Origin of the sequence: Buttiauxella brennerae ATCC 51605 (assembly GCF_001654925.1) — a bacterium.
Classification (GTDB): domain Bacteria; phylum Pseudomonadota; class Gammaproteobacteria; order Enterobacterales; family Enterobacteriaceae; genus Buttiauxella; species Buttiauxella brennerae.
In genome coordinates this window covers 260,614-278,507 of record NZ_LXER01000029.1, presented here as the reverse complement: position 1 = coordinate 278,507, position 17,894 = coordinate 260,614, and the positions used below count along the sequence as shown (strand labels likewise).

The window sequence follows — 17,894 nt, the reverse complement described above, 5'->3', positions numbered from 1 at the left end:
TCAAATAAACAAAAAGGCCATCCTTGCGGATGGCCTTTTTGTTTTGTATTTCCAGCGAAAATAAAAGGCCCCTTACGTGGCCTTTCTTGTTAAATATCAATGAATAACCTGAGACAAGAAAGCACGAGTACGCTCCGACTTAGGGTGAGCAAAGAATTCATTTGGTGGTGCTTGTTCCACGATCTCACCTCTATCCATAAAGATCACTCTGTCAGCCACCGTCCGCGCAAAGCCCATTTCATGCGTTACACACAACATTGTCATGCCAGACTCAGCCAGCCCTATCATGGTATCCAGCACTTCTTTAACCATTTCCGGATCCAGCGCAGAAGTAGGTTCATCAAACAGCATGATCTTAGGTTTCATACACAGTGAGCGGGCAATCGCCACACGCTGCTGTTGTCCGCCAGATATTTGCCCCGGGAACTTATGCGCATGCTCTGCGATGCGTACCTTTTCCAGATAGTGCATTCCGAGAGCTTCAGCTTCTTTCTTGGGCATCTTGCGCACCCAGATCGGGGCAAGAGTGCAGTTCTGCAAAACGGTCAGGTGTGGGAACAGGTTAAAGTGTTGGAAAACCATTCCGACCTCAGTCCTAACCTTCTCTATATTACGTAAATCATCGTTGAGTTCGGTTCCATCAACGACAATGCGCCCTTGTTGATGCTCTTCCAGGTGATTAATACAGCGTATGGTTGTTGATTTACCTGAACCGGAAGGTCCACACAGGACAATGCGCTCGCCTTGTTGCACCTTTAAATTGATATCTTTAAGTACGTGAAACTGCCCGTACCATTTATTCACATTCTCCAGCATGATCATCGCATCAGCGGGTTGCATCGTAATCTGGCTCATTTATTCATCCTCAGTGCGGTGTTCGTCCGGTGTTAAAACGTTTTTCAAGATGCTGGCTGTAGCGCGACATGCTGAAACAGAAAATCCAGTAGATGAGTGCTGCGAAGACATAGCCTTCGGTCGACATTCCAAGCCAGGCAGGATCGACAGTGGCTTGCTGTACGCTACTAAACAGATCAAACAAACCAATAATGATCACCAGACTGGTGTCTTTGAATAGAGCAATAATGGTGTTAACCAGGCCTGGAATGACCATCTTTAATGCCTGCGGGAGGATCACTAATCCCTGGGTTTTCCAGTATCCCAACGCCAGAGATTCTGCGGCTTCGTATTGCCCTTTTGGTAGCGCCTGCAAGCCACCGCGAACCACTTCAGCGACATAAGCCGACTGGAAAAGGATCACCCCAACCAATGCACGGATAAGTTTGTCTATGCTTGTTCCTTCAGAAAGAAACAGCGGCAGCATGACGGATGACATGAACAACACCGTGATTAGCGGAACACCTCGCCAGAACTCGATAAATATCACTGACAAGATTCTGACTACCGGCATCGTCGAACGGCGACCTAAGGCCAGTAAGATCCCTAATGGCAACGCCCCGGCGATCCCGACGGATGCAATGATCAACGTTAATGTTAACCCGCCCCACTGGCGTGTCTCGACACGATCCAGACCTAAAAAGCCACCGTATAATAAACCCCAAACAACCAGCGGATAGATAACGGCCCATGCGGCGATGTAACGGCCACGGCGTGGCATCGCATTCCAGAACATTGGAATGATGGAAGCCAGACCAATTAGCAGTGCAAGGTTAATGCGCCAGCGTTGATCATGCGGGTAGAGCCCATACATAAACTGTCCGAAACGTGCGTGGATAAACACCCAGCATGCCCCTTCTTTTGTGCAGTCCGCACGGGTTTCACCAATCCAGTTAGCTTGGAAAATCGTCCAGTTTAACAAGGGTGGAATCAGCAACCACATCATCCACAAACAGAAAATAGTCAGTAAGCTATTAGACCAGCTGGAAAAAAGATTCTTACGAGCCCATTGCACGGCACTTGAGCGAACAGCTTTTGGGCGCGTGTGAAGTGACACTAATGCTTTTGTCATCGTAATTCCTTAGCGCTCAATCAGGGCAATTCGCCGATTATAGATATTCATCAGTAACGAAATAGTCAGGCTTATAATCAGGTAGACCGACATCGTTATGGCAATAGTTTCAATGGCTTGACCTGTCTGATTGAGCACTGTTCCTGCGAACAATGAGACCATGTCCGGGTAACCAATTGCGGCTGCCAGTGATGAGTTTTTGACGATATTGAGGTACTGACTGGTGAGTGGCGGAATGATGACGCGCATTGCCTGAGGAATAATAACCTGCCGTAATGTGACAGGGTTCGGTATGCCCAGGGAACGTGCTGCTTCGTGTTGGCCGTAGGGGACAGACTGAATTCCCGCGCGGATAATTTCGGCAATAAAAGCGGATGTATACACCGACAATGCTAAAGTTAATGCCGCCAGCTCAGGAATGAGAACCATCCCCCCACGGAAGTTAAAGCCCCGTAAAGCGGGAACATCCCAGTGTAATGCTGCGCCAAAAAAACCGTGTGCCAGTAGCGGTAACAAGATCAGTAACCCCAAACCGTAAGGCCAGGTGCGACGCAATTGCCCGGTTTTTATCTGATGCATTTTGTTATAGCGATACAAGCCTGCCGAGATTATCAGTGCTAACAAAATGGCACCGATGAAAGCCAGTACACCTTCACCAATCTGCGGGGAGGGGATATAGAGCCCGCGGTTACTCAGAAAGAGAAGGTCGAATGCGTTGACTGCCTGACGAGGGCCGGGCAGGTTGCGAAGAACAGCAAAATACCAAAAGAAGATCTGCAATAAAGGAGGGATATTGCGGAATGTCTCAATGTAGAAAGTGGAAAGTTTACGTAGCAACCAGTTATCGGACAGTCGGGCAAGCCCCAGAAAGAAGCCGATAAATGAAGCAAACACAATGCACAATGCGGAAACCAACAAAGTGTTCAGCAGGCCGACGACAAACACGCGTCCATAAGTATCACCCTGTTCATAATCAACGAGGTGCTGAACGATACCGAAGCCAGCGGCTCGGTCGAGGAATGCAAAACCTGAGGTAATGCCACGATTACTAAGGTTGGTGACGGTGTTATGAATCAGATAAATAGCTATGCCTACGACGGCGACGACAGCAATAATCTGGAACAGCCAAGCACGAACCGCTGGGTTAGAAAAGGAAATATCACCTTTTACGATTGGGCGGCGATGGGACATAAGCGAACCTCAGTAACATAAACTCAAACCTTGGGCACTACCGAAGTAGTGCCCATTTCTGACGTCTCGCTTAGCGAACAGGCGGTGCGTACTGAATACCACCTTTGTTCCACAGGTTGTTTTGCCCACGTTTGATTTTTAACGGGCTATCAGAACCGACGTTATGTTCGAAGATTTCGGCGTAGTTACCGACTTGTTTGACGATGTTGTACGCCCATTTATTATCGAGCTTCAGGTCTTTACCGAAATCACCTTCTTTACCTAACAGGTGAGCCATATCCGGTGTGGTTGGGTTAGCAGCCATCTGATCAACGTTTTTAGAGTCAATCCCCATCTCTTCAGCATTGAGCATGGCGAATAAAGTCCAGCGCACGACGGAGAACCAGTCTTCATCACCACGGCGTACGACTGGGCCTAAAGGCTCTTTTGAAATGACTTCAGGAAGAACCACCCACTCACCTGGTGTGCTCAGTTTGATGCGCAGTGCATAGAGTTGAGACTGGTCGGAAGCCAGAGTATCGCAGCGGCCTGATTCCAGAGCCTTGGCTGACTCATCGGAGCGATCGAACGTTACAGGGGTGTACTTCATATTATTTGCTTTGAAGTAATCGGCGACGTTGAGCTCGGTATCAGTACCCGCCTGAATACAAACGGTCGCGCCATCCAGTTCTTTAGCGCTCTTCAGGCCTGCTTTGTTGTGCGTAAGGAAACCGATGCCATCGTAATAAGTGACGCCGGTAAACATCATTCCCATGCCGGCATCGCGTGATGAAGTCCAGGTGGTATTACGTGACAGAATATCGACTTCGCCTGACTGGAGAGCCGTAAAACGCTCTTTTGCGGTCAGCGGGGTATATTTAACTTTTGAGGCATCCCCAAATACCGCAGCGGCAACGCCACGGCAAACGTCCACATCAATGCCGGTAAATTTACCGTTTGCATCGGCGTAAGAAAAACCAGGCAAGCCATCACTTATCCCGCATTGCACAAAGCCTTTCTTCTTTACCGCATCAAACGTAGTGCCAGCATGAGCCTGATTGACTACCGCGAATAATGCACCGGCAGCGACCAGAGTGGAGATCAGAGTCTTTTTCATAATGCATCCTGTGTGGCGAAATTATCGTTATAAGTGTCGGCATCCGTATGGCGCCGTTTTTCCTGTCTGTGGCATCTGCCATTGTGGTTAAAGCAAAGGGAGTGCCAAGATTGCGAGAGACGGTATGCGTGTACCTCCTGTCGCAGTAAGCTGAGTGTAGACAGGAAAAATTACTTACAACGCCCCATAACGGGGCAAAATTGAAACCTACGCCACATTTCAGCGCAAAAAAGTTTCAGATTTTGATCATATGAAAAGAAGTAGTTTCTGGCGTGAACATTAGCGTGGATAGCGTCTGCGGAGGTTTGTGAGAAGAGTCACGTCTGCTGGTGCAATAAAACAAAACCGGAACGAACTGAGTGATTTGTTTCACGCTAAAAAGATCGGGCATACAAGCCCGGGAAGCTAACAAATGAAGTGGCGATAAATGAATGCACTTAAACAATGCAAAGGAAAAGGATTAAGGATTTTCCAATAAAAAAAACGCGCTAAATAAAGGCGCGCTTTTGAAATATGGGGATGGAATTTATTTAGTTAACGCCACAATACCCAGCGTTAAACCGGCAATCGCTGCCGCACCACCGGCGATTGCGCCTGCGGTTTCCCAGTTATCCTGAGTTGTTCCTTTCATGCAGGTATTGGTGTGCACCAGGCGGCCCTGGTCGTCATAAACCGGTACGCAAGGTGAATTGGTTGCACAACCCGCCAGAAGCGTAGAAAGCAGTGCTGCGGTAATTAGCTTTTTCATAGGAACCTCATTTACCAAACTCCGGACAGGGATAGCTCGCGCGACAGTGCTACGGGTAATCTAACAACCTGATCGGTGTGAATGCGGTGATTTTATCACCGTAATCATCCTTGCAATGAGCGGGGAATAATTGCAATTCATGTGCTGTGTAAACAAAGTGGAGGAAATCGGCTACAGGCAAGAAAGTGTGGAGAAAAAGTGAAGTTAAGTATTTTCAGATAATCAGACAATGTTACAACCCAAAGCTATCGTGAGTAACGCCCAGCTTTTCAATACGAGTTTGTAGTTCAACAGGTAACGCCTCGAACCACATCGATTCATGCCCTGGCAGGGGTAACACATGCCCGTATTCAAGCATATTGTCGGCTTCAATATTATTCAGATAGATCCAAATTTCGACTGGGAACCTGAAGGGATGGCTGGATTCCATGCACTAAAAAGGCGTTTGCGCCATAGTCAAAAACGTCCAATTATTCGGGAAGCGTTCGGTATGTCACAACTATTAAAAAGGATGCCCTACCAAGGGTGGCAACTATTTAAACCGTATGGTTAATTGGTAATGGTCAGTGCGTGCTACAGGCTCGTTTAATACACGGTTAATTTTAAGGATAAGAATATGCCAGCTGTCATTGAAAAAGCATTGGACTACATTGGCGGTATGAATACATCCGCATCAACCCCGCATTCTATGGATGAGAGCACAGCGAAGGGGATCTTTAAGTATCTGAATGAGCTGGGGGTACCGGCGAGTGCAGATGATGTTACGGCACGAGCGAATCAGGAGGGATGGAATACTGAATTCACCAAAAAAGTGGCTGGGTGGGCTGATAAAATTAAGTCCGGCAACCGTGTTGTGATTAAAAATCCTGAATACTTTTCTGCGTATATGCAGGAACAACTCCGTTCGTTAGCGGAAGCTGAATATTCGCATACCGAGTAAGTTTACCTGAACCATTCGTTAGCAAAGTAGCCTGTCACCAGGCGTATCACAAATATTAAAAAAGGCGCTTCCCCATGCCGAGTAGCGCCTTTTTAAACAACAAGTTAACTGATTAATATCAGTTCATGCCGTATTTTTTCAATTTTTTACGCAGCGTGCCACGGTTGATGCCCATCATCAGGGCAGCGCGGGTTTGGTTGCCACGGGTGTATTGCATCACCATGTCCAACAATGGCTGCTCTACTTCAGCCAATACCAGCTCATACAGATCACTAACATCTTGACCATTCAGTTGAGCAAAATAGTTCTTCAGTGCTTGTTTCACGGAGTCACGAAGAGGTTTTTGGGTAACCTGATCCTGTGAGTTAACGGTGGAAACGGTTAGTACGTCAGAATTTACGCGTTGTTCGAACATAGTTCTGTCAGCTCTTTATTTCTAATTACGCAAGATTTTCGAAGTATGCCTCCAACGCCTCAAGCTGTTCGCTTGCATCTTCAATGGCGTTGAATGTGCGCCGAAACTGGTCATTTGGAGCGTGTTCCTGTAAGTACCAGGAAACGTGTTTGCGTGCAATTCGGTATCCCTTAGCATGACCATAAAACTCATGAAGTTCACCAATATGCCCACAAAGTAAGCGCTTTACCTCTGCCAGAGGCAGGGGAGGAAGCAGCTCTCCAGTGTCCAGATAATACTGGATTTCCCGAAAGATCCAGGGTCTTCCCTGAGCCGCGCGTCCTATCATAAGAGCATCAGCCCCTGTGTAGTCGAGCACAGCTCTGGCTTTAAGCGGGTCAGTAATGTCACCATTCGCGATTACCGGAATGGAAACTTTCTGCTTAACTGCCCGAATGCTGTCGTATTCAGCGTCGCCCTGAAATAAACAGGCGCGTGTGCGTCCATGAATCGTCAAAGCTTGAATGCCACAGTCTTCAGCCAGTTGGGCAATCTCTTCACAGTTACGGTGCGCCGTATCCCAGCCAGTGCGAATCTTCAACGTTACAGGCACGTCCACTGCGTTAATTACCGTCGTCAGGATAGACTTCACCAGACTTGGGTATTGCAGAAGTGCTGAACCCGCGAGCTTACGATTCACTTTCTTTGCCGGGCATCCCATATTGATATCAATAATCTGGGCGCCATTAGCCACGTTAATACGTGCGGCCTCTGCCATCTCATCAGGGTCACTACCGGCAATTTGCACGGTGCGAATACCTGGTTCATTCACGTGCACCATCCGTAAACGTGATTTATCGCTCGCCCAAACTTCAGGGTTAGAGGACATCATCTCGGAAACAGTCAGTCCGGCCCCCATCTCGTAACACAGCGTCCTGAATGGTCTGTCAGTGATGCCAGCCATAGGTGCTGCAATCAGTCGATTTCTGAGCTGGTGTTGTCCAATGCGCATGAGTTAAGAAATGACCATACTTGCCTGCAAGGCGGCGTATATTACGCATTTTTGACGTGAGATGAAAGGCCAAACTTTGAACAATCAGCTGTCGTAGATCAATGAATCTGTATACAGAATGACGGGTAAATAAAATTTATCATTATTATCATCATGTTAAGTGATTTTGGTTTATTTATGCTCTTTTTGGTTTTTGTGAAACTAAGAGGTAATTACCGCCATTTTAAGCCGTTGTTTCCAGATAAACTGCTGCTTTGTTCATCTATTTCTGCATTTTTATGTGAGTGAAATCTCATTTTTCTGCTGAGAAACGCCAATATTTTGTGGTCAAAACTTGAGTGAGAACGGGGTAAAAACCCCGTTAATTGGTGATTTATTCAACAACTACGCGGCCATGCAAAGGCTGTACTGGGCGGTTATTATCGTGATGCATAACTAAGGTGAATTGTTTCAGTTGTTGCTCAGACAGCGTAACTGGGTGTTTCATCACCAGCCAACGGACACCTTCTGAACACGGCGGTGTTGTCAGCGAACCGCTGAAACGATAGTGGGTCAAGTCAGCGGGCAGCAGTTTGTTGATATCAATTTTCTGTGTGAGCTCGCCAGACATTTCTGCTTTAGCTGGCATAGCCTGCCAAAGTTTACTCAATTCGCTGTTTGCCGCGCCGATTTCAAACATTACTGCGACTACGGCAAGCTCACCGTCGGCATTCTTGTGCACCATGTGCATTTCCATATCGTAATGTTTGCCGTGCAGCGTGTTCTCGCTTGGCGCATGGAAATGGAGTTGCTGGAGCTGGAAAGAAACGCCATCAATAATCACGTTATCTTTCGCATTGGCAGCAAAACCAGCCTGCACAGTATGGCCGTTATTAATGATAGTGACAGGAGAGTCAACGTAGCTGGTTTTCAGCGGGTTAACATGCGCCTGAAGAGTATTATTGATATCAATCGGTGACTGATTCATACCCTGCTTACACATTTGGTTCTCTGGGCTGATTTCGCTCCAGTGCTCGGGTGAACCTTCACCTTCGTAACTCCAGTGAGAGGCCATCGCTAACGCGGGCAGCATACCCATAGTGAGAATTGCCAGATTGCGCAAAGTGGTTTTCATTGATTCATTCCCTGATAAATTTTATTAAACAACGTCGGTTAACAGATACGTTTGAAGCGACGCATTATAAAACTCGGCTTTCAGGAAAAAGGGGGCAAAAATGGCGGGGGCGTTAAATTTAGGATTAAGCGGCTGGCAAAAGTGGCCAGTTGGCCACTTTTAGGGAAGATACTTAGCGTTTGATGCCCGTAATGCGGCACCATTCTTCTTTTTCAGCGACCGGATCGAGGGTGAATTTGTCCTGATACGCTTCGCAAACACTTTCTGCCTGGCTTGCCAGAACACCAGAAAGCCCCAGGAAACCGCCCTGAACAGGCAGCACGCTGATTAAAGGGGCTAACTCACGTAATGGGCCTGCCAGGATATTAGCAACCACCACATCGGCGCTCATGGCTTCTGGCTGGTCTTGCGGCAAATACAGCTCCAGAAGTTCAGAAACACCATTACGCTCTGCGTTATCACGGCTGGCCTGAATGGCTTGCGGGTCGATATCAATACCAATCGCTCTTGCCGCTCCCAGTTTCAGAGCCGCAATCGCAAGAATGCCGGAGCCACATCCGAAGTCGATGATGGTTTTGCCCGCTAAATCCAAGCCATCAAGCCACTCAAGGCACAAAGATGTGGTTGGGTGGGTGCCAGTACCAAACGCAAGACCCGGGTCCAGCATGACGTTGACCGCATTCACGTCTGGCACATCACGCCAGCTCGGGCAAATCCACAGGCGTTTCCCAAAGCGCATTGGGTGGAAGTTATCCATCCATTCGCGTTCCCAGTCTTTGTCTTCGATCTGCTCGATTTTATGGTGGAAACCAACGCTCAGCAGTGGGCAGTTTTCGAGAATGGCGACCACTTCGTTCATGTCAGCTTCAGCGTCGTACAGACCGATCACATCGGTATCGCCCCATAAACGGGTTTCGCCAGGTAATGGCTCAAATACCGGTGTGTCATGGGTATCCTGAAAGGTCACGGATACAGCGCCGCTCTCAATCAGTGCGTCGCCGAGTTCTTCAGCGGTTGCGCCAGTAGTATTAATTTTCAGTTGAATCCATGGCATAGCGAAACTCTTTATTTATCAGTAGTTGAAACGAGTGCTGGGGCAGGCAGCGGCTCACCGAAACGGTTACCTACCAGGAACGCCAGCAAACTTAGTAATAAGGATGGCACAATGGGGTGGAAGCCAAACAATTGGATTTTGAAGCTCGCCAGTACCGCATACAACCCACCACCTACAATCATCGCACTCAGTGCGCCCACAGCATTGGCACGTTCCCAGTAAAGGCCCAGAACTAACGGCCAGAGGAACACGGCTTCTAAACCACCAAACGCTAACAAATTCAGCCAGATGATCATTTCAGGCGGACGCCATGCCGCAAGTAACAGCAGCACGCCTAAGATTAGCGTGATCACCGAGGACATTCTTTTCAGACGCTTTTCATTAGTGATCTGATCTGGTCGCATATTCAGATAAAGATCTTTGACGATCGTAGCGGATGATTGCAGCAATTGGGCATTAATTGTCGACATAATTGCCGCCATCGGTGCCGCAAGGAAGATCCCCGCAGCAATAGGTGGCAATACCGTGACCATCAACGTCGGGATAACCAGATCCGGAACTTTCAAATCAGGTATCACGGCGCGGCCTAGTGCACCGGCCAGGTGCATACCAAACATCAAAATTGCGACCACAATCGTGCCGAGGATAATTCCACGGTGTACGGCTTTACTGTCTTTATAAGAGATGCAACGCACCGCCGTGTGAGGCAAGCCAATCACGCCGAAACAGACCAGTACCCAGAATGAGGTCATGAACGTTGGGGAAAGGATGTCATCGGCACCCTGTGGTGAGACAAGCTTAGGGTCGATGCGTTGAAGCGTATCTACCGCGTTGTGCAAGCCACCGGCTGCGTGAACGATGCCCACCAACAGCAAAATCGTTCCAACCAACATCACCATACCCTGCATCGCATCGTTGAGAACGCTGGCGCGGAAGCCGCCAAAGGCGGTGTAAAGCGCGATGCTAATACCAAAAATCAGCAAGCCGGTTTCGTAAGGAATACCCGCAGCGGTTTCCAGTAAGCGTGCGCCGCCAATGAACTGCACGGTCATCGCGCCAACAAAAGCCACCAACAGGCTAATACTTGCCAGCCATACCAGCAGGCGGCTTTGGTAGCGTGCGTAAAGCATGTCGTTCAGGGTCACGGCGTTATAGCGACGCGCTAGAATGGCAAACTTTTTCCCCAGAATCCCCAGCGATAACCACACAGCGGGAAGCTGGATCATCGCCAGCAAAACCCAGCCCAGACCGTATTTGTAAGCCGCACCCGGCCCACCAATAAACGAACTGGCACTGATATAGGTGGCGGTTAGCGTCATCGCTAATACGAATCCACCCATTGAACGGCTGCCAAGGAAATATTCGTTAAGGAAATTGCCAGTGGTACGGCGCTTCATGGCGTACAAAGAAATGCCAAAAACCACTAATAGATAGGCTATCAGCGGTAATACGACTTCAAGCTGCATGATCATCCTCCAGAGGAATATCACGGAAGATAAACTTCACCATTGCCCAGCACAGTAAAATAAACAGCAAAGGTACCAGCAGGCACGCCATTTCAAACCAGTGCGGGAGACCTGTTGGGCCGATATTGTTATCAGGTAAGTAAGCAGCCACTAACCATGCTGCGAGATAAAGAAGGGTTAGCCAAAGTGCCCAGCGGGCTTCTTTATGGGCCTGAACAAAACGCGCGTCCATTGTTGTCCCTTGAGTTGGCGGAAAGCGGCGATTGTAACGCATAGCCAAAAAAGAAAAAGGCCGGATAACCGGCCTTTTAGCGATGTTGACTGCGGAAACTTAGTCCTGAATACCCAGTTTCTTCTCCAGATAGTGGATGTTAGTCCCACCATGCTGGAAGTTTTCATCGTTCATGATGCGGGTCTGCAAATCAACGTTGGTTTTGATGCCATCAATGATCAGCTCAGCCAGGGCGTTCTTCATACGCGCAATCGCAACTTCACGGGTTTCGCCGTAACAGATAAGTTTCGCGATCATTGAATCGTAGTATGGAGGAACAGTGTAGCCGGAATAGATATGCGATTCCCAACGTACACCAAAACCACCCGGCACATGGCAACGAGTAATTTTGCCAGGGCTTGGCAGGAAGGTGTTCGGGTCTTCGGCGTTGATACGGCATTCCACCGCATGCCCGCGAACAATAACGTCTTCTTGCTTGATAGACAGTGGCTGACCCGCTGCAATGCGAAGCTGTTCTTTGATCAGATCAACACCGGTGATCATTTCTGTTACCGGGTGTTCAACCTGAATACGGGTGTTCATCTCGATAAAGTAGAACTCACCGTTTTCGAACAGGAACTCGAAAGTACCTGCACCGCGATAGTTGATGTCGATACACGCTTTAGAGCAGCGTTCACCGATGAATTTACGCAGTTCCGGCGTGATGCCTGGCGCTGGCGCTTCTTCAACAACTTTCTGGTGACGACGCTGCATAGAGCAGTCACGTTCAGCCAGATAGATCGCGTTACCCTGACCATCAGCAAGAACTTGAATCTCGATGTGGCGTGGGTTTTCCAGGTACTTCTCCATATAGACCATATCGTTGTTGAAAGCAGCTTTTGCTTCCGCACGGGTCATATTGATGGATTGTTCCAGATCGGCATCGTTACGTACGACACGCATACCACGACCGCCGCCGCCGCCGGACGCTTTGATAATTACCGGGTAACCGATGCGTTTAGCATGGGCACGGTTTTTATCCATATCGCCGTCAAGAGGACCGTCAGAACCTGGTACGCAAGGTACGCCAGCTTTCTTCATAGCGTTGATTGCAGAAACTTTATCGCCCATCAGACGGATAGTTTCAGCACGCGGGCCAATGAAGATAAAGCCTGAACGCTCAACCTGCTCAGCAAAGTTGGCATTTTCAGACAGGAAGCCATAACCCGGGTGAATCGCCACGGCGCCAGTAATTTCTGCCGCAGAGATGATAGCCGGGATATTCAGATAGCTTTTTACGGACTGAGCCGGGCCGATACAAACAGTTTCGTCCGCCAGCAATACGTGTTTTAAATCGCGATCGGCAGTGGAGTGAACTGCGACAGTCTTGATGCCAAGTTCTTTACAGGCACGAAGAATACGCAATGCAATCTCACCACGGTTAGCGATGACAATTTTATCCAGCATGTTCGCCTCGTTACTCGATGACGACCAGCGGCTCGTCAAATTCAACCGGTTGACCGTTTTCAACCAGAATGGCTTTCACCACACCAGCTTTGTCAGCTTCGATCTGGTTCATCATTTTCATTGCTTCAACGATACACAGAGTATCGCCAACGTTAACCTTCTGGCCAACTTCAACAAATGATTTAGCATCCGGGCTTGGGGTGCGGTAGAAAGTACCGACCATTGGGGAACGCACGATGTGACCACTGATTTCAGCAGCCGCCGGTGCTTCTGCCGGAGCGGCAGGTGCAACAACGTTAGACAGGCCGGCCTGCGGCTGTGGCTGGTACATTGGCGCAGCATAAGCCTGTTGCATCATCGGGTAGCCGGTGTTTACCGGTGCACGACTGATGCGAACAGATTCTTCGCCCTCAGAAATTTCCAGTTCAGAAATGCCTGATTCTTCAACCAGCTCGATCAGTTTTTTAATCTTACGAATATCCATGAGTGGGTTCCGTACTCTTGTTTAGATGGATTTTGACAAGCGTTTTACCGCCGTCTGTAGTGCATATGAATAGCCGTCAGCGCCTAATCCGCAGATGACACCAACCGCTTTATCAGAAAGATATGAATGATGGCGGAACGGTTCGCGCGCATGCACATTGCTCAGATGGATCTCGATAAACGGAATATCTACCGCTAACAAGGCATCACGCAGTGCAACGCTCGTATGCGTAAACGCGGCCGGATTAATCAGAATAAAATCGACAGTGTCTTTAGCCTGATGAATTCGGTCGATCAACTCATATTCAGCATTAGATTGCAGGTGGCTGAACGAGACATTTAGCGTTTTTGCTTCTTCTTCGAGCGAGTTAACAATTTGCGCCAGAGTCAGCGTGCCGTACTTCTCAGGCTCGCGTGTTCCCAGCATGTTAAGATTCGGTCCGTTCAAAAGCAAAATGTGAAAATTAGCCGACATCGTGCTGCCATCTCCTGCAATTTGTAGGTATTTTACAAAATATACCTAAGTTGCTCGGTTGTCACCTTCAGAGCCAGAAAATGGCCTGTCAGAAAAACCAAAGTCGCACATTATAACGATTTCGTAGCATTTGGCAGCTAAATACTGGTCTTATCAGGGAAGATGATCAACTGATATCCCTTTTAAGAGGAGGGTTGATTACTTTTCTGCGGGGAAGAACACATATCTATCGTTATCGCAGCCACTGGCGGAATTTCTTGTAGCGCAAGGCTAAAAGGATGATTGCACCGAGAGCATACAACAACGGTTGTGGTGAGATAACCTTTACCGACCATAAATAATGAATGGGTGCGAGGATAGCAACCAGATAGACGAAGTTGTGCAGTTTTTGCCAGCGAGACCCTAGCTTTCGTTGTAAAGATTGCGTAGACGTTGCGGCCAATGATAGCAGCACCAGCCAGCTAATTATTCCTAAAGTTAAATAAGGGCGCGTGACCAGTTCCCGACCAAGAAGCGCCAGATTGCTGATGCCTAACTCGAGCATAGCGTAGCTGGTTAGATGAATCGTGGCCCATGCAAAGCACCATAATCCCAGCAGGCGGCGGGTGCGAATGAGCAGCGGTTGCTTTCCGTATCGCGCCAAAGGTGTGACTAATAGCGTTGCCAACAGTAACTTCAGCGCCATCCTGCCGGTAAAATGCTGGATGTCTTTTGCAGGATCAGCGCTCAGCTGCCCCTGGCTTGCGGCATAAAATAACCAGACAAAAGGTATAAAGGCGGCGAGATGCAGCACTACTTTAAGCCATGTAACCTGCTTTGCCGTTAATCTCACGTTAGAAATTCTCCTTCAGATTCAAACCGCGATACAGTGAAGCGACTTGATCGGCATAACCATTAAACAGCAGCGTGGGCTGGCGTTTCACATCAAGCACGCCACCAGAACCTATGAAACGTTCGCTCGATTGTGACCAGCGGGGATGATCAACATTCGGGTTCACGTTGGCATAAAAACCGTATTCATTCGGTGCAGCCATATTCCAGGTGGTAGGCGGCAGCTCGCTAACCAGCTTGATACTGACAATCGACTTTATTCCTTTAAAGCCATATTTCCACGGTACGGTGAGGCGAATTGGTGCTCCGTTTTGTGGCGGCAACGCTTTGCCATAAACACCCACAGTGAGCAGCGTCAGAGGGTTCATCGCTTCATCAAGGCGTAGCCCTTCGACATAGGGATACTTCAAACCACCACCTATAAAGCGGTCTTTCTGACCGGGCATTTGTTCCGGATCGTAAAGCGTTTCAAAGGCGACATATTTCGCCTTGCTGGTGGGCTCAACCAGCGCCAGCAATTTACTGAGCGGGAAGCCAATCCACGGCACTACCATCGACCAGGCCTCAACGCAACGCATGCGATAGATGCGCTGTTCCAGCGGGAATTTTTTATACAGGTCATCCAGATCGAGGGTTTGCGGTTTTGCGACTTCACCACTAATGGTGATTTTCCACGGATCGGTTTTTAAACTCCCGGCGTTTGCCGCAGGGTCGGCTTTATCAAGACCAAACTCGTAGAAATTGTTGTAGCCCGTCACTTTATCTTCCGGGGTCATCGCCAGTTTCGCCTGCCACTGTTCTGGCTGGCTGAATTGCAGAGGTTTTCCTGATGGCGCGGGTGGTCGGTCATTACCTTTAAACCAGGAAAGAATATCCGCATTGGCAGTCTGGGGCAGCGAAAGGGCCGCCGCACTGATACCTAATGCCTTCAGCACCTGGCGGCGTTTGAGCAAAAAAACGGTTTCGGGTGTGACATCTGCTTCAGTTAAGCGGGTGACCTTCTTCATCTTATTCTCCATCGTTGCTTTATAAGCTAAGCATGACGGAGAACAGGCAAGCCTGCGAATTTGTCACAAAAAATTGAAACTTAAGTGGGCTTGGCTGTGGGCGAAAAAGCATTAATCCGACAAAAGCCTTTGACGGCTATACTTGAAATCTGGTGTGCAAAATGGGTCCTTTGCAACAAAGGGTGAGAATCTGTTCACCGTGTTTGCCAGACCCGCGCTTTTACTATGTAATGCCGCACAGCTCAGGCCACAGATTTTAGATGGTATATCTTCACCAAACGGAGTTAACACAAGGATGCGATTAACGACGAAACTTTCTGCTTTTATGACATTACTCACCGGCCTCGCTATTTTTGTGACGCTTGTGGGCTGTTCATTAAGCTTCTTCAATGCGATGCACTATAAAGTTCATCAACGCGTGGTTGCAGTTGCCACCATCATTGATAACGATTTAGTTTCAAGCTCTCCAGAAGCATTGATCAAACGCCTCAATGAAGTGATGGTGCCGATTGATATCACTGAGGTCGATTTCAAAATTGGTGGTAACACCGTTTATCAGCACCAGTTGGCCCAATCTTATCGTTTGCTGGGAAACAGCTACAGCTTTCGTACTGTAACCGTTGAATTAATGAAGCATCCGGGGATGTTTCTGAGCCTGACATACCGCGACCCAGTGGCGAATTACTACAACTCTCTCTTCACGACCGTGCCTCTTTCTATCACTATCGGCCTCATGCTTATCGTGCTGTTTTTTGCCATTCGCTGGATGAAAAATCAGCTTGCCGGGCAAGAGTTACTGGAAAGCCGCGCGCGCCGTATTCTGAATGGTGAACGAGGTGTCGATGTACGCGGTTCGGTGCAGGAATGGCCGCCACAAGCCAGCAGTGCGCTTGATGTGTTGCTTTCTGACCTGCAAAACGCCAGTGATCAACGCAGCCGAATGGATACGCTGATTCGCGCTTTCGCCGCTCAGGATGCGAAAACAGGGCTTAATAATCGCCTGTTCTTTGATAACCAGTTGGCCACCTTGCTCGATGAGCAGGAGCAAGTTGGTGCGCACGGCGTCGTGATGATCATCCGCCTGCCAGATTTCGATACTTTGCATGAAACCTGGGGACGGAGTGTTGTAGAAGAGTATCTGTTCATGATTATTAACATGTTGTCGACATTTGTGATGCGCTATCCGGGGGCTTTACTGGCACGCTATTTCCGCAGCGATTTTGCCGTTTTGCTTCCGCATCGCACATTAAAAGAAGCCGATAGCATTGCCAGCCAGCTACTGAATGCCGTCGATTCTCTGCCGCCAACGCGGATATTGGATCGCAATGACATGATGCATATCGGTATTTGCGCATGGCGTAGCGGGCAAAGCAAAGAACAGGTAATGGAAAACGCCGAAGTCGCGACGCGTAATGCTTCGCTGCAAGGGGCAAACAGTTGGTCAGTATACGACGATAGTTTGCCGGAAAAAGGGCGCGGCAACGTTAAATGGCGTACGCTCATTGAGCAGGTCTTGCAGCGTGGCGGTCCGCGTTTTTACCAAAAACCGGCGGTGAAGCGCGATGGTTACGTGCATCATCGTGAAATCATGTGTCGAATCTTTGACGGCGAGCAAGAAGTATTGGCAGCTGAATATTTGCCGATGGTGAAACAGTTTGGTTTGTCTGAGCAATATGACCGACAAACCATTGCACGGTTGTTGCCGTTGGCAGGATTCTGGCCCGAAGAAACACTGGCAATTCAAGTCTCTGTTGAGTCCTTGATTCGTGCTCCTTTCCAGCGTTGGCTGCGTGATGCATTGATGCAGTCAGAAAAATCGCTTCGTCGACGTATTATTTTTGAACTTGCAGAGGCAGATGTTTGTCAACACATCAGCCGTTTGCAACCTGTGATTCGCTTGATCAAGGCTCTGGGGGTTCGCATTGCTGTCTCCCAGGCAGGTTTGACCGTAGTGAGCACGTCCTATATTAAAGAATTGGACGTTGAGTTGATAAAACTGCACCCAGGGCTTGTGCGTAACATTGAGAAACGAACCGAAAATCAGCTGTTTGTACAGAGTCTGGTTGAGGCTTGTAACGGGACTCAGACACAAGTTTTTGCGGTTGGTGTAAGAACTCGAAGTGAATGGCAGACACTGGTAGAGAAAGGTGTGGCGGGTGCTCAGGGGGATTTTTTTGCCGCCTCTCAACCGCTCGACAGCAACGTGAAAAAATATTCGCAAAGATACTCGGTTTAACCTGCCGTTTATAAATATTTGACGTAGAATAACGCGCGCTGCATCTCAAGGGGGCGACTACGCCTGCTGACCAGATTGTTAAAGCACGAATGAACCCAGTTTGCTTCCTTGCACTGTTCGTTTAACCTACAGCGTTTGTTTATTTCCTCTGCGGTTCGAGGATGAACGTGCCGAAAGTGTAACGGTCATAGTAAACTGCACAA

Annotated in this window: 19 protein-coding genes; 3 read left to right on the top strand and 16 right to left on the bottom strand. The window is 48.6% G+C overall.

What is annotated here, in order from left to right; translation table 11 throughout:
* Window positions 1–96: 96 nt before the first annotated feature.
* From M975_RS16885 to M975_RS16865, 5 genes are all read right to left on the bottom strand, one after another.
* Window positions 97–855: an amino acid ABC transporter ATP-binding protein gene (locus M975_RS16885; RefSeq protein WP_064514184.1), complete on the bottom strand. Its 759-nt coding sequence runs from the start codon at window positions 853–855 to the stop codon at window positions 97–99.
* 10 nt (window positions 856–865) lie between these two features.
* The gene (locus M975_RS16880; protein ID WP_064561072.1) at window positions 866–1,966 is read right to left on the bottom strand and encodes an amino acid ABC transporter permease; all 1,101 of its coding nucleotides are present in this window, start codon (window positions 1,964–1,966) and stop codon (window positions 866–868) included.
* Window positions 1,967–1,975: 9 nt separating this feature from the next.
* Window positions 1,976–3,157 carry an amino acid ABC transporter permease gene (locus tag M975_RS16875; protein WP_064561070.1) on the bottom strand — a complete coding sequence of 394 codons (1,182 nt, stop codon included), beginning with the start codon at window positions 3,155–3,157 and terminating at the stop codon, window positions 1,976–1,978.
* 70 nt (window positions 3,158–3,227) lie between these two features.
* Window positions 3,228–4,253: an amino acid ABC transporter substrate-binding protein gene (locus M975_RS16870; protein ID WP_064514179.1), complete on the bottom strand. Its 1,026-nt coding sequence runs from the start codon at window positions 4,251–4,253 to the stop codon at window positions 3,228–3,230.
* 526 nt (window positions 4,254–4,779) lie between these two features.
* Complete coding sequence (locus M975_RS16865) at window positions 4,780–5,001, bottom strand: putative periplasmic lipoprotein (RefSeq protein ID WP_064561069.1); 222 nt, start codon at window positions 4,999–5,001, stop codon at window positions 4,780–4,782.
* 340 nt (window positions 5,002–5,341) lie between these two features.
* Between M975_RS16865 and M975_RS16860 the strand changes: the two genes are divergently transcribed.
* Together M975_RS16860 and M975_RS16855 are read left to right on the top strand one after the other, a co-directional pair.
* Window positions 5,342–5,554 carry a hypothetical protein gene (locus M975_RS16860; RefSeq protein WP_064561068.1) on the top strand — a complete coding sequence of 71 codons (213 nt, stop codon included), beginning with the start codon at window positions 5,342–5,344 and terminating at the stop codon, window positions 5,552–5,554.
* 63 nt (window positions 5,555–5,617) lie between these two features.
* Window positions 5,618–5,941: a DUF1889 family protein gene (locus M975_RS16855; RefSeq protein WP_064561067.1), complete on the top strand. Its 324-nt coding sequence runs from the start codon at window positions 5,618–5,620 to the stop codon at window positions 5,939–5,941.
* A 118-nt stretch (window positions 5,942–6,059) separates the two neighbouring features.
* Here the strand turns inward: M975_RS16855 and fis are convergent, their stop codons facing one another.
* The 11 genes from fis to msrP all read right to left on the bottom strand — a co-directional run bounded on the left by fis (window position 6,060) and on the right by msrP (window position 15,455).
* Window positions 6,060–6,356, bottom strand: a complete 297-nt coding sequence (fis, locus tag M975_RS16850) for a DNA-binding transcriptional regulator Fis (RefSeq protein WP_003855228.1) — start codon at window positions 6,354–6,356, stop codon at window positions 6,060–6,062.
* Between the two features lie 25 nt (window positions 6,357–6,381).
* Window positions 6,382–7,347 carry a tRNA dihydrouridine synthase DusB gene (dusB, locus tag M975_RS16845; RefSeq protein WP_064561065.1) on the bottom strand — a complete coding sequence of 322 codons (966 nt, stop codon included), beginning with the start codon at window positions 7,345–7,347 and terminating at the stop codon, window positions 6,382–6,384.
* Between the two features lie 373 nt (window positions 7,348–7,720).
* A complete protein-coding gene (locus tag M975_RS16840) occupies window positions 7,721–8,461 on the bottom strand; it encodes a carbonic anhydrase (RefSeq protein ID WP_064561064.1) in 741 nt (246 codons plus the stop codon).
* 172 nt (window positions 8,462–8,633) lie between these two features.
* On the bottom strand, window positions 8,634–9,515 hold the full coding sequence (gene prmA, locus M975_RS16835; protein WP_064561062.1) for a 50S ribosomal protein L11 methyltransferase: 882 nt from the start codon (window positions 9,513–9,515) through the stop codon (window positions 8,634–8,636).
* Between the two features lie 11 nt (window positions 9,516–9,526).
* Entirely contained in the window at window positions 9,527–10,981 is a 1,455-nt protein-coding gene (gene panF, locus M975_RS16830) for a sodium/pantothenate symporter (protein WP_064561060.1), read from the bottom strand.
* Window positions 10,971–11,213, bottom strand: coding sequence for a YhdT family protein (locus M975_RS16825; RefSeq protein WP_064561058.1), 243 nt, complete (start codon window positions 11,211–11,213; stop codon window positions 10,971–10,973). The genes panF and M975_RS16825 overlap by 11 nt, the downstream gene beginning before the upstream one ends.
* A gap of 99 nt (window positions 11,214–11,312) precedes the next feature.
* Window positions 11,313–12,659 (bottom strand): acetyl-CoA carboxylase biotin carboxylase subunit, encoded by a 1,347-nt coding sequence (gene accC, locus M975_RS16820; RefSeq protein ID WP_064561056.1) that lies wholly within the window; start codon window positions 12,657–12,659, stop codon window positions 11,313–11,315.
* A 10-nt stretch (window positions 12,660–12,669) separates the two neighbouring features.
* Window positions 12,670–13,143, bottom strand: a complete 474-nt coding sequence (accB, locus tag M975_RS16815) for an acetyl-CoA carboxylase biotin carboxyl carrier protein (RefSeq protein WP_064514164.1) — start codon at window positions 13,141–13,143, stop codon at window positions 12,670–12,672.
* 21 nt (window positions 13,144–13,164) lie between these two features.
* The gene (gene aroQ / locus M975_RS16810; RefSeq protein WP_034459855.1) at window positions 13,165–13,617 is read right to left on the bottom strand and encodes a type II 3-dehydroquinate dehydratase; all 453 of its coding nucleotides are present in this window, start codon (window positions 13,615–13,617) and stop codon (window positions 13,165–13,167) included.
* Window positions 13,618–13,849: 232 nt separating this feature from the next.
* On the bottom strand, window positions 13,850–14,449 hold the full coding sequence (msrQ, locus tag M975_RS16805; protein WP_064561054.1) for a protein-methionine-sulfoxide reductase heme-binding subunit MsrQ: 600 nt from the start codon (window positions 14,447–14,449) through the stop codon (window positions 13,850–13,852).
* Between the two features lies 1 nt (window position 14,450).
* A complete protein-coding gene (gene msrP / locus M975_RS16800; protein ID WP_064561052.1) occupies window positions 14,451–15,455 on the bottom strand; it encodes a protein-methionine-sulfoxide reductase catalytic subunit MsrP in 1,005 nt (334 codons plus the stop codon).
* Window positions 15,456–15,750: 295 nt separating this feature from the next.
* On the opposite strand from msrP, the gene csrD reads away from it, so the two are divergent.
* A complete protein-coding gene (csrD, locus tag M975_RS16795) occupies window positions 15,751–17,691 on the top strand; it encodes an RNase E specificity factor CsrD (RefSeq protein WP_064561050.1) in 1,941 nt (646 codons plus the stop codon).
* The last annotated feature ends 203 nt before the right edge of the window (window positions 17,692–17,894 follow it).